We start from the raw sequence: 12128 nt of genomic DNA, 5'->3' as shown, positions 1-12128 counted from the left end.
ACAAGATCCACGTGTACGCCCAGCCCCCGTGTACACCCCGCTCACCCGAAGGCCTGGCCCATGCCGCCCACGCTCGCCTCGCTCGTCCACCACTCGGCGCTCAAGCTCGGCGTGCGCGCGGGCGAGCAGCACCTGGACACCCCGGTCCGCTGGGCGCACGTGAGTGAACTCGCCGATCCCGTCCCGTACTTGGAGGGCGGCGAGCTCCTCCTGATCACCGCGCTCAAGCTGGACGCCGAGGACTCCGACGCCATGCGCCGCTACGTGAAGCGGCTCTCCGAGGCCGGAGTCGTCGGCCTCGGCTTCGCCGTCGGCGTCAACTACGACGACGTCCCCGAGGCCCTGGTGAAGGCGGCCAAGGACGAGGGACTGCCCCTGCTCGCGGTGCCGCCCCGCACGCCGTTCATCGCCATCAGCAAGGCCGTCTCCGCCGCGATCGCCGCCGAGCAGTACAAGGCCGTCACCTCCGGGTTCGCCGCCCAGCGCGAACTCACCAAGCAGGCGCTCGGCAGCGGACCAGAAGGGGTGCTCGCCGTGCTCGCCGCCCAGATCGACGGGTGGGCCGCGCTGTACGACGCGTCCGGCGCCGTCGTCGCCACCGCCCCGGACTGGGCGGGCCGCCGCGCCGCCCGCCTCACCGGCGACGTCGAGCGGCTGCGGGACCGGCCCGCGCCGGCCAGCGCGGTGGTGGAGAGCGGCTCCGACGACCGGGTCGAACTGCACTCCATCGGCACGGGACGGCGGCCCCGCGCGGCGCTCGCGGTGGGCACGGCCGCGACCCTCGGCACGGCCGAGCGCTACGCCCTGCACTCCGCGATCGCCCTGCTGACCCTCACCACCGAACGCTCCCGGGCGCTGTACGAGGCCGAGCAGCGGATCGGCTCGGCCGTCCTGCGGATGCTGCTCGCGGGGGAGCCCGACCACGCGCGGGCCGTCGCGGGCGACCTGTACGGGGCGCTGCTCGACGCGCCGTTCCGGATGGTGATCGCGGACTCCGTGGCTCCGCCGAAGAACGGCACGGCACTGTCGACCCGGAAGCCCTCGAACGGGACGGCGGCGCTGCTGGCCGAGGCGGTGACCGGTTCCGGCGAACAGGGCGCGGGCCCGCTCCCGGTCCTCGCCGACGTCGTGGAGTCCGCCGCGGCGCGCTCGGGCGAGGCGCTGCTCGTCGTCCCCGACGGCGAGCGCCTCGTGCTGCTCGCCGTCGACGGCGGGGCGGCGGCGGAGGCCTGCCTCCAGTACGCGGAGGCGCTGGAGTCGACGCGCGGGGAGGGCTCCTCCGAGGACGAACTGGTCGTCGGTTTCTCGGCGCCTGCCGGGCCGATCGCGGCCGTGTCCGCGTACAAGCAGGCCGAACAGGCGCTCTCCGTCGCCCGCAGACGCGGCCGGATCCTCGTCGAGCACGAGGACGTGGCGGCGGGCTCGGTGCTGCCGTTGTTGGGCGACGACGCGGTCAGGGCGTTCGCGGACGGCCTCCTGCGGGCGCTGCGCGATCATGACGCGACGGGGCGGGGTGACCTGGTGGCCTCGCTGCGGGCGTGGCTCTCCCGGCACGGCCAGTGGGACGCGGCGGCGGCGGACCTGGGCGTCCACCGGCACACACTCCGTTACCGGATGCGCCGGGTGGAGGAAATCCTGGGCCGCTCCCTGGACGACCCGGACGTCCGGATGGAGCTGTGGCTGGCGCTGAAGGCGACGGGGACGTAGCCGGGCGTTGCGCTCCCGGGGCTCTGCCCCGGACCCCGCTGCTCAAGCCCCTGCGGGGCAATCAAGCCCCGCCGGCGATTGAGGCGCGGGGTCCGGGGCGGAGCCCCGAGGCCGTAACGCCGGTGCGGCGCTCCAATTCGGCAAGCTGCCACGCCGGACTAGTACAACCTGGCCAAACCGCGACCTCGCACCCCCGCCCTACCGTGGTCACACGCACCCCACCCACCACGGAGAGGCCGGTACACGCACCCATGACCACCCACGCCTTCTGGCTCGCCGGCCGCCAGGCCACCGGCAACACGACGTTCGACGTCCACAACTCCTACGACGGCCGCCTCGTCGGCACCGTCGCCGAGCCGACCGAGGCCCAGGTGGAGGAGGCCGTCGCCGCCGCCCACGCCGTCGTCGACGAGTTCGCCGCGACCCCCGCCCACGTACGGGCCAAGGCCCTGAACCACGTGGCCGACCGCCTGATCGAGCGCACCGAGGAGATCGCCCAGCTGATCTCCGCGGAGAACGGCAAGCCCATCAAGTGGGCCCGCGGCGAGGTCGGCCGCGCCGTCTCCGTGTTCCGCTTCTCCGCCGAGGAGGCCCGCCGCTGGAACAGCGGTGAGGCCCAGCGCCTCGACACCGACGCGGGCGGCACGGGCCGCATGGCGATCACCCGCCGCGTCCCCAAGGGCGTCGTCCTCGGCATCGCCCCGTTCAACTTCCCGCTGAACCTGAGCGCCCACAAGGTCGCCCCGGCCATCGCGGTGGGCGCGCCCATCATCCTCAAGCCGGCCCCGGCCACCCCGATCTCCTCGCTGATCCTCGGCGAGCTGCTCGCGGAGACCGACCTCCCGGCCGGCTCCTGGTCGGTCCTCACGGTCCCCAACGACCGCATGCCCGCCCTGGTCCAGGACGAGCGCCTCCCGGTCATCTCCTTCACCGGCTCCGGCCCGGTCGGCTACGCGATCATGGACAGCGTGCCGCGCAAGCACTGCACCCTGGAGCTCGGCGGCAACGGCGCGGCCGTCGTCCTCGCCGACTACGCCTCCGAGGCGGACCTGGACTGGGCGGCGAGCCGCATCGCCACCTTCTCCAACTACCAGGGCGGCCAGTCCTGCATCTCGGTGCAGCGCGTCATCGCCGACGCCACCGTCTACGACCGGCTGCTGCCGAAGATCGTCGCGGCCGTCGAGGCGCAGGTCACCGGCGACCCGTCGGACGCCGCCACCGACGTCGGCCCGCTGGTCAGCGAGGACGCCGCGAAGCGCGTCGAATCCTGGGTCGACGAGGCCGTGACCGCGGGCGCCAAGCTCCTCGCGGGCGGCAAGCGCGACGGCGCCACCTACGCGCCGACCGTCCTCGCCGAGGTCCCGGCCGACGTCACGATCTCCTGCGAGGAGGTCTTCGGCCCGGTCCTCACGGTCAAGAAGGTGGACGGCGAGGCCGAGGCCTTCGCCGCCGTCAACGACTCCAAGTACGGCCTCCAGGCGGGCGTGTTCACGCACGACCTCCAGACCGCGTTCCGCGCCCACCGCGCCCTTGAGGTCGGCGGCGTGGTCATCGGCGACGCCCCGTCCTACCGCGCCGACCAGATGCCGTACGGCGGTGCCAAGCAGTCCGGCGTCGGCCGCGAGGGCGTCAAGTTCGCCATGGACGACTACACGTACGAGCGCGTCCTCGTCCTGACGGGCCTCGCCCTGTAGGACGCCCTTGGTGCGTACGTGAAAGTACGTACGTGAAGACCCCGGCGCGGTCACGACGGCCGGAGCCCACTGTGCGGGGGCTCCGGCCGTCGGCGTTCGGGTGCGCGGGGACTGGCCGACATGCCCGTTATCGGGTACATACGATCCAGTAGCACCGGTCGGTAACGAGCCGGGCGGTGGACCCGACGCGCGGCGAGGTGAACCTCATGTCCGCAACATCCCCCACACCCCGGCACCAGGCGAAGGTCTCCGAAAAGGAGGCACGCCAGGTCGCCGAGGCCGCCCGTGAACAGGACTGGCGCAAGCCCAGCTTCGCCAAGGAACTGTTCCTCGGCCGGTTCAGGCTCGACCTCATCCACCCGCACCCGCTGCCCGCCGACGAGGACGCGCAGCGCGGCGAGGAGTTCCTGGCCAAACTGCACGACTTCTGCGAAACGAAGATCGACTCCGCCCGCATCGAGCGCGAGTCGAAGATCCCCGACGAGACGATCAACGGGCTCAAGGAGCTCGGCGCGCTCGGCATGAAGATCGACACCAAGTACGGCGGCCTCGGACTCACGCAGGTCTACTACAACAAGTCGCTCGCCCTCGTCGGTTCGGCCTCGCCCGCCATCGGCGCACTGCTCTCCGCGCACCAGTCCATCGGCGTACCCCAGCCCCTGAAGCAGTTCGGCACACAGGAGCAGAAGGACACGTTCCTGCCGCGCTGCGCCCGCACCGACATCTCGGCCTTCCTGCTCACCGAGCCCGACGTCGGCTCCGACCCGGCCCGGCTCGCCACCACCGCCGTCCCCGAAGGGGACGGTACGTACGTCCTCGACGGCGTGAAGCTGTGGACGACGAACGGAGTCGTCGCCGACCTGCTGGTGGTGATGGCCCGCGTACCGAAGTCCGACGGTCACAAGGGCGGCATCACCGCGTTCGTCGTCGAAGCGGCCGCCGAAGGCATCACCGTCGAGAACCGCAACGCCTTCATGGGCCTGCGCGGCCTCGAGAACGGCGTCACCCGCTTCCACCAGGTCCGCGTCCCCGCGGCGAACAGGATCGGCCCGGAAGGTGCGGGCCTGAAGATCGCCCTCACCACCCTCAACACCGGGCGACTCTCCCTCCCCGCCATGTGCGTCGGCGCGGGCAAGTGGTGCCTCAAGATCGCCCGCGAGTGGTCGGCGGAACGCGAACAGTGGGGCAGGCCGGTCGCGTTCCACGAGGCCGTCGGCTCGAAGATCTCCTTCATCGCGGCGACGACGTTCGCGCTGGAAGCGGTACTGGACCTCTCCTCCCAGATGGCGGACGAGGACCGCAACGACATCCGCATCGAGGCCGCCCTCGCCAAGCTCTACGGCTCCGAGATGTCCTGCCTGATGGCCGACGAACTCGTCCAGATCCGCGGCGGCCGCGGCTTCGAGACGGCCGAATCCCTCGCGGCCCGCGGCGAACGCGCCGTCCCCGCCGAACAGGTCCTGCGCGATCTGCGCATCAACCGCATCTTCGAGGGCTCGACCGAGATCATGCACCTACTGATCGCACGCGAGGCCGTCGACGCCCACCTGTCCGTCGCCGGCGACCTCATCGACCCCGACAAGTCCCTCTCCGACAAGGCGAAGGCGGGCGCCAAGGCAGGCGGCTTCTACGCGAAGTGGCTGCCGAAGCTGGTGGCAGGCCCCGGCCAACTCCCGCGCACCTACGCCGAGTTCGCCCCGAAGGGCCACCCGGACCTCTCCACGCACCTGCGCTACGTAGAACGCTCCGCCCGCAAACTCGCCCGCTCCACCTTCTACGCCATGTCCCGCTGGCAGGGCCGCATGGAGACCAAGCAGGGCTTCCTCGGCCGCATCGTCGACATCGGCGCCGAACTCTTCGCCATGAGCGCGGCCTGCGTACGCGCCGAACTCCTGCGCACCACCGAGCCGCACGGCCGCGAGGCCTACCAGCTCGCCGACGCCTTCTGCCGCCAGTCCAGGATCCGCGTCGACGAACTCTTCGACCGACTGTGGACCAACACCGACGACGTCGACCACAAGGTCGTCAAGGGCGTCATCGGAGGTACGTACACCTGGCTGGAGCAGGGCGTCGTCGACCCCAGCGGCGACGGCCCCTGGATCGCGGACGCGACACCGGGACCGAGCAAACGGGAGAACGTGCACCGCCCGATCCGCTGATCCCGGTCACGCTTGTGCCATCCCGTGTCGGACGCACAGGGAGTTCACGCAAGAATGGGGGGATGAGCGACAGCCCATCCCCCCTCGCGGACCCGCACCTCGTCTTCGACCCGGCCCCCGCCGACGCCCCCAGGGACGTCGTCGTCCTGGGCTCCACGGGCTCCATCGGCACGCAGGCCGTCGACCTCGTCCTGCGCAATCCCGACCGGTTCCGCGTCACCGCGCTCAGCGCCGCCGGCGGCCGCGTCGAACTGCTCGCCGAGCAGGCGCACCGGCTGCGCGTACGCACCGTCGCCGTGGCCCGCGAGGACGCCCTGCCCGCGCTGCGCGAGGCGCTCGCCGCGCGGTACGGGGCGGGGGAGAAGCTCCCCGAGATCCTCGCCGGGCCCGACGCCGCCACCGAGATCGCGGGCCGTGGCGACTGCCACACCGTCCTCAACGGCATCACCGGCTCCATCGGCCTGGCCCCCACGCTCGCCGCGCTCCAGGCGGGCCGCACCCTCGCCCTCGCCAACAAGGAGTCGCTGATCGTCGGCGGCCCGCTGGTGAAGGCGATCGCCAAGCCCGGCCAGATCATCCCGGTCGACTCCGAGCACGCCGCGCTCTTCCAGGCCCTCGCCGGCGGCACCCGCGCCGACGTACGGAAACTGGTCGTGACGGCGTCCGGCGGCCCGTTCCGCGGACGTACGAAGGCGGACCTGGCCAACGTCACCGTCGAGGACGCCCTCGCGCACCCCACCTGGGCGATGGGCCCGGTCATCACCATCAACTCCTCGACCCTGGTCAACAAGGGACTCGAAGTCATCGAGGCACACCTCCTCTACGACATCCCCTTCGACCGCATCGAAGTCGTCGTGCACCCGCAGTCCTACGTGCACTCCATGGTCGAGTTCATCGACGGCTCGACGCTCGCCCAGGCCACCCCGCCCGACATGCGCGGCCCCATCGCGCTCGGCATCGGCTGGCCCGAGCGGATCCCCGACGCCGCGCCCGCCTTCGACTGGACGAAGGCCTCCAGCTGGGAGTTCTTCCCCCTCGACAACGAGGCGTTCCCCGCCGTGGGGCTCGCCCGGCATGTGGGGGAGCTCGCGGGCACGGCCCCGGCGGTGTTCAATGCCGCCAACGAGGAGTGCGTGGACGCGTTCTTGAAGGGCGCCCTGCCGTACAACGGCATCATGGAAACGGTGACGAAGGTCGTGTACGAGCACGGCACACCCGGATCGGGAACTTCTCTCACCGTCGCGGACGTCCTCGAAGCGGAGACCTGGGCACGCGCCCGGGCCCGTGAACTGACCGCAACGGACAAGGCAGCCGCGGAGGCCCGTGCATGACGACCTTGATGATGATCCTCGGCGTAGTCATCTTCGCGGTGGGCCTGCTCTTCTCCATCGCCTGGCACGAGCTGGGCCACCTGTCGACGGCGAAGCTCTTCGGCATCCGCGTGCCCCAGTACATGGTCGGCTTCGGGCCGACCGTCTTCTCGCGGAAGAAGGGCGAGACCGAGTACGGCGTCAAGGCGATCCCGCTCGGCGGCTACATCCGCATGATCGGCATGTTCCCGCCCGGAGCCGACGGCCGGATCGAGTCCCGGTCGACCTCGCCGTTCCGCTCCATGGTGGAGGACGCGCGCGCCGCGGCCTTCGAGGAGCTGAAGCCCGGCGACGAGACCCGGCTCTTCTACACGCGCAAGCCGTGGAAGCGCGTCATCGTCATGTTCGCGGGCCCCTTCATGAACCTGATCCTCGCGATCGGCCTGTTCCTCACGGTCCTGATGGGCTTCGGCGTCACCCAGCAGACGAACGTCGTCTCGTCCGTCTCGCCCTGCGTCATCCAGGCCAGCGCCAACCGCGACAGCTGCAAGGCATCCGACCCGCAGTCCCCGGCGAAGGCGGCAGGACTCCAGCCGAAGGACAAGATCGTCTCCTTCAACGGGGTCGAGACGCACGAGTGGAACGCCCTGTCCGACGAGATCCGCGAGAACGCGGGCAACACGGTCCCGGTCGTCGTCGAGCGCGACGGACAGCAGAAGACGCTGAACGCGAAGATCGCCACGAACCAGGTGCCGAAGAAGGACGCCAGCGGCCAGATCACCGAGGGCTACGTCAACGCGGGCTTCCTCGGCTTCACCGCCGCCACCGGTGTCGTACGGCAGGACTTCGGGTCCTCCGTGACCTGGATGTCCGACCGGGTCGGCGACGCGGTGGACTCCATCGTCGCGCTGCCCGCGAAGGTCCCCGCCCTGTGGGACGCGGCGTTCGGCGACGGCCCGCGCGAGCAGGACTCGCCGATGGGCGTGGTCGGCGCGGCCCGGGTCGGCGGCGAGATCTTCACCCTGGACATCCCGCCGACGCAGCAGCTGGCGATGGCGCTGATGCTGGTCGCGGGCTTCAACCTGTCACTCTTCCTCTTCAACATGCTCCCGCTGCTGCCGCTCGACGGCGGGCACATCGCGGGCGCCCTGTGGGAGGCGCTGCGCAGGAACCTGGCGAAGGTGTTCCGCCGCCCGGACCCGGGCCCGTTCGACGTGGCGAAGCTCATGCCGGTGGCGTACGTGGTGGCCGGAGTCTTCGTCTGTTTCACGATCCTCGTACTGATCGCGGACGTGGTGAACCCGGTGAGAATCTCCTGATCAGACGCAGGACTCGGGCCGGACACGCGCCGGTCGCCCGCTGTTCGGGACTGCCCGGCACCCTGAGTGCCGGGCAGTCCCTCTTTATGAGGGTTTGCGGGGGCGCGATGTGCTCGGGCACGCGCCGGTGCCGTAATCTCGGAAGCCTCTGGACTCGATCCACATCCTTGGGGTTGCACAGCAGATGACTGCGATTTCTCTCGGCCTTCCGTCGGTACCGACCAAGCTGGCCGAACGGCGCAAGAGCCGCCGGATTCAGGTCGGCACCGTGGCGGTCGGCGGAGACGCGCCCGTTTCGGTGCAGTCCATGACCACGACGCGCACGTCCGACATCGGCGCCACGCTCCAGCAGATCGCCGAGCTGACCGCCTCCGGCTGCGAGATCGTGCGTGTGGCCTGCCCCACGCAGGACGACGCGGACGCGCTCTCGACCATCGCGCGCAAGTCGCAGATCCCCGTGATCGCGGACATCCACTTCCAGCCGAAGTACGTCTTCGCGGCCATCGAGGCCGGCTGCGCCGCGGTCCGCGTGAACCCCGGCAACATCAAGCAGTTCGACGACAAGATCAAGGAGATCGCCCAGGCGGCGAACGACCACGGCACCCCGATCCGCATCGGAGTCAATGCCGGGTCGCTGGACGCCCGTCTCCTGAAGAAGTACGGCAAGGCGACCCCCGAGGCGCTCGCCGAGTCGGCCCTCTGGGAGGCGTCCCTCTTCGAGGAGCACGGCTTCCGCGACATCAAGATCTCCGTGAAGCACAACGACCCGGTGGTCATGGTCAACGCGTACCGGCAGCTCGCCGCGCAGTGCGACTACCCGCTGCACCTCGGCGTGACCGAGGCGGGCCCGGCGTTCCAGGGCACGATCAAGTCGGCGGTCGCCTTCGGTGCGCTGCTCTCCGAGGGCATCGGCGACACGATCCGGGTGTCCTTGAGTGCTCCTCCCGTCGAGGAGATCAAGGTCGGCAACCAGATCCTGGAGTCCCTCGGTCTCAAGCCGCGCCGCCTGGAGATCGTCTCCTGCCCGTCCTGCGGCCGCGCCCAGGTCGACGTCTACAAGCTCGCCGAGGAGGTCACCGCCGGCCTCGACGGCATGGAGGTCCCGCTGCGCGTGGCCGTCATGGGCTGCGTCGTGAACGGGCCGGGCGAGGCGCGCGAGGCCGACCTCGGCGTCGCCTCCGGCAACGGCAAGGGCCAGATCTTCGTCAAGGGCGAGGTCATCAAGACGGTGCCCGAGTCGAAGATCGTGGAGACGCTGATCGACGAGGCGATGAAGATCGCCGAGCAGATGGAGAAGGACGGAATCGCCTCCGGCGAGCCGTCCGTGTCGGTGGCCGGCTGACCCCGACCACGCCTCCGGCCCGCCTCGCCCGTCCCGGGTGGGCGGGCCTTTCGCGTGGGCGCAAACCACAGCGGGACCGGCAGCCGCCGACGTAACGGCACATGGCACACCCCCCACGCGGGAGGCGCCCCCTGAAGGGGGCCGAAACTCCGACCCGCCACACCCGCGGAGCGGCAGGTACAGTGCGGAGATCAGTAGCCCATCTGGTGAGGCCCCTCCGCACGTGTTGACTCAGACCACCACTCGGGTGCTCGAACCGAGTGACCTCGACGCCGCGCTCGCCGTCCTCGACCGCGAGCCCGTCGCGAACGCCTTCGTCACGGCCCGCGTCCGGGCCGCGGGCCTCGACCCGTGGCGGCTCGGCGGCGAGATGTGGGGCTGGTACGAGGACGGGATGCTGGAGTCCCTGTGCTACGCGGGCGCCAACCTCGTCCCGATCTGCGCGACCGACCGCGCCATCCGCGGCTTCGCCGACCGCGCCCGGCGGGCAGGACGCCGCTGCTCCTCCATCGTCGGCCCGGCGGAGGCCACCGCCCTCCTGTGGCAGCTCCTCGAACCGGGCTGGGGTCCGGCCCGCGAGATCCGCCCCCAGCAGCCGCTGATGGTGACGGACCGGATGCCCACGGACATCACCCCCGACCCGTACATCCGCCGCGTCCGCAAGGACGAGATGGACACGATCATGCCGGCGTGCGTGGCGATGTTCACCGAGGAGGTCGGCGTCTCCCCGATGGCCGGTGACGGCGGCCTGCTGTACCAGGCGCGGGTGGCCGAACTGGTCGGCTCGGGCCGCTCGTTCGCCCGCCTCGACGAGCACGGCAAGGTCGCCTTCAAGGCGGAGATCGGCGCCGCGACCGATCAGGTCTGCCAGATCCAGGGCGTGTGGGTGGCCCCCGAGTACCGCGGCCTCGGCCTCGCCGCCCCCGGCATGGCGGCGGTCCTGCGCTACGCCCTCGCCGACGTCGCCCCCGTGGTCAGCCTCTACGTCAACGACTTCAACACCCCGGCCCGCGCCGCGTACCGGCGCGTGGGGTTCGAAGAGGTCGGGGCGTTCATGAGCGTGCTGTTCTGAGCGCTGTCGGCCCTGTCCTCAAACTGCCCTAGGCAGCCCCCTCACTGACTGTAGGTGCCTCACGATGTCTGCTCCCGGTTCCGGCATGGCCGCCTGGCAGGAATGGCGTGCCGACCGGCACCGCTCCCTCACCGCCCCCACGGGCAACCTCGCCCTCGTCGAGACCCGCTGGCTGCCGCCCGGCGAGAGTCCCGATCTCGACGCCGCCCGCGCGGGGCAGCCCGGCACCGTCACCGTGACGGCCCTGGAGCGCACCGACATGGTCACCGGCGCCCCCGAGCACGGCCTGCGGTTCTGGGACGCGAACTCCCCGGCGATCCAGGGCTTCGAGGACGTCGACGCCTTCGCGTACGACCCGGCCTGGGTCCTCGACGCCACGTACACGCCCGTGGAGGGCGCCCGCACCGTCGCCTTCGAGCACCTGCGGGACAACGGCGGCACCCGCGAGAAGGTCGTCCCCGGCGACATCGCCCTGACCGTCGACGGCACCGACTACACGCTCTCCGCGTTCGACGACGACGGCACCCTCCTGCTCGTCTTCGGTGACCCCACCAACGGCGACAGCACCTACGGCGCGGGCCGCTTCCTCTTCGTGGAGCACACCGGCGAGGGCCGTGTGCGCCTCGACTTCAACCGGGCCTTCGTGCCCCCGTGCGGCTTCTCCGATCAGTACAACTGTCCGATGCCGCCGCGGCAGAACCGTCTCCACCTGCCCGTAGAGGCAGGCGAGAAGCTCCCGGTCTTCCGCGACGGCGCCGCCGACTCCGCTCACTGATCGATCCCCCCCCCCGCCCCCCTTCACGTAAGTCCCCGTTCCTAGTCACTGATGAGTTGGGCGGGCTGGGGCCGGACCGGTCCGCGCGGGTGGGCGATCGTCTTCCGTACCGGCCCCGGCGTGCGTCGTCGCACACGCCGCCCCGGTCGCCTTGCGGCGGCCCGGGGTCTGCCCCTGCGCCGTGCGCCCAAGCCCTGGCCGCGCCTGCCGATCACGATGGCCGCAGCCTGGCGACCGGACATCTCATGTGTCCTGCTGCTGGTGGGTTTCTGCCAGTGCCTCCGGAACCTCCTGCCGCGGGTCTCGCGGCCGGTGTCGAAGCCGAGGTCCTCGATGACCAGGGCGGTGGCCCCGGACTCCTTCGCGGTACGGATCAGGGTGGTGCAGGCGTGCCGGATCCGCGCGTCGCGCCGGGAGGTCGCCCCGCGGCAGTCGACGTCGATCCGGTGCGGGCGGCTCACCGGATTACCGCGGCTGTGCAGCCGCCAGGCGGCGAGGTGGTCGGCGTCGTGGTCGATGCCCAGCACCCCGCCGGCCAGGGCGGCGGCCATCAGCGCCGCGTCGCCCACGCCCGCGGGCAGGTCGGGGCGGGCCCACCGCCCGAAGCGGTCACACAGCGGTGCGCAGCAGACGCCGCCCGCCCCGGGCCCCGTGCCTCAAGCGCCGGCGAGGCTGGACAACTCAAGCCCCGCCGTCGGACGAGAGCCAGCGGGGTCCGGGGCGGAGCCCCGAGGCCGCAACCGCGGCTGA

Annotated in this window: 9 protein-coding genes; 8 read left to right on the top strand and 1 reads right to left on the bottom strand. The window is 71.4% G+C overall.

Annotation, left to right across the window (positions count from 1 at the left end; all coding sequences use genetic code 11):
• Nucleotides 1–60: 60 nt before the first annotated feature.
• The 8 genes from ACFYWS_RS36480 to ACFYWS_RS36445 all read left to right on the top strand — a co-directional run bounded on the left by ACFYWS_RS36480 (nucleotide 61) and on the right by ACFYWS_RS36445 (nucleotide 11378).
• The gene (locus tag ACFYWS_RS36480) at nucleotides 61–1707 is read left to right on the top strand and encodes a PucR family transcriptional regulator (RefSeq protein ID WP_389283650.1); all 1647 of its coding nucleotides are present in this window, start codon (nucleotides 61–63) and stop codon (nucleotides 1705–1707) included.
• Between the two features lie 251 nt (nucleotides 1708–1958).
• Nucleotides 1959–3401 (top strand): aldehyde dehydrogenase family protein, encoded by a 1443-nt coding sequence (locus ACFYWS_RS36475; RefSeq protein ID WP_389283648.1) that lies wholly within the window; start codon nucleotides 1959–1961, stop codon nucleotides 3399–3401.
• 206 nt (nucleotides 3402–3607) lie between these two features.
• Nucleotides 3608–5560, top strand: coding sequence for an acyl-CoA dehydrogenase family protein (locus ACFYWS_RS36470; RefSeq protein WP_389283646.1), 1953 nt, complete (start codon nucleotides 3608–3610; stop codon nucleotides 5558–5560).
• 62 nt (nucleotides 5561–5622) lie between these two features.
• Nucleotides 5623–6891, top strand: a complete 1269-nt coding sequence (dxr, locus tag ACFYWS_RS36465; RefSeq protein ID WP_389283645.1) for a 1-deoxy-D-xylulose-5-phosphate reductoisomerase — start codon at nucleotides 5623–5625, stop codon at nucleotides 6889–6891.
• Nucleotides 6888–8189: a M50 family metallopeptidase gene (locus tag ACFYWS_RS36460; RefSeq protein WP_389283643.1), complete on the top strand. Its 1302-nt coding sequence runs from the start codon at nucleotides 6888–6890 to the stop codon at nucleotides 8187–8189. Before dxr ends, ACFYWS_RS36460 begins: the two co-directional genes overlap by 4 nt.
• Before the next feature lie 184 nt (nucleotides 8190–8373).
• Nucleotides 8374–9531, top strand: a complete 1158-nt coding sequence (gene ispG / locus ACFYWS_RS36455) for a flavodoxin-dependent (E)-4-hydroxy-3-methylbut-2-enyl-diphosphate synthase (RefSeq protein WP_389283642.1) — start codon at nucleotides 8374–8376, stop codon at nucleotides 9529–9531.
• Nucleotides 9532–9754: 223 nt separating this feature from the next.
• Complete coding sequence (locus tag ACFYWS_RS36450; RefSeq protein ID WP_389283640.1) at nucleotides 9755–10603, top strand: GNAT family N-acetyltransferase; 849 nt, start codon at nucleotides 9755–9757, stop codon at nucleotides 10601–10603.
• A 64-nt stretch (nucleotides 10604–10667) separates the two neighbouring features.
• Complete coding sequence (locus ACFYWS_RS36445) at nucleotides 10668–11378, top strand: DUF1684 domain-containing protein (RefSeq protein ID WP_389283638.1); 711 nt, start codon at nucleotides 10668–10670, stop codon at nucleotides 11376–11378.
• A 41-nt stretch (nucleotides 11379–11419) separates the two neighbouring features.
• Here ACFYWS_RS36445 and ACFYWS_RS36440 read toward each other — a convergent pair whose 3' ends face one another.
• On the bottom strand, nucleotides 11420–11929 hold the full coding sequence (locus tag ACFYWS_RS36440; RefSeq protein ID WP_389283636.1) for a hypothetical protein: 510 nt from the start codon (nucleotides 11927–11929) through the stop codon (nucleotides 11420–11422).
• Nucleotides 11930–12128: the final 199 nt, after the last annotated feature.

The organism is Streptomyces sp. NPDC002795 (genome assembly GCF_042888725.1).
Taxonomy (GTDB): domain Bacteria; phylum Actinomycetota; class Actinomycetes; order Streptomycetales; family Streptomycetaceae; genus Streptomyces.
This window is presented reverse-complemented; position numbering and strand designations above follow the sequence as displayed.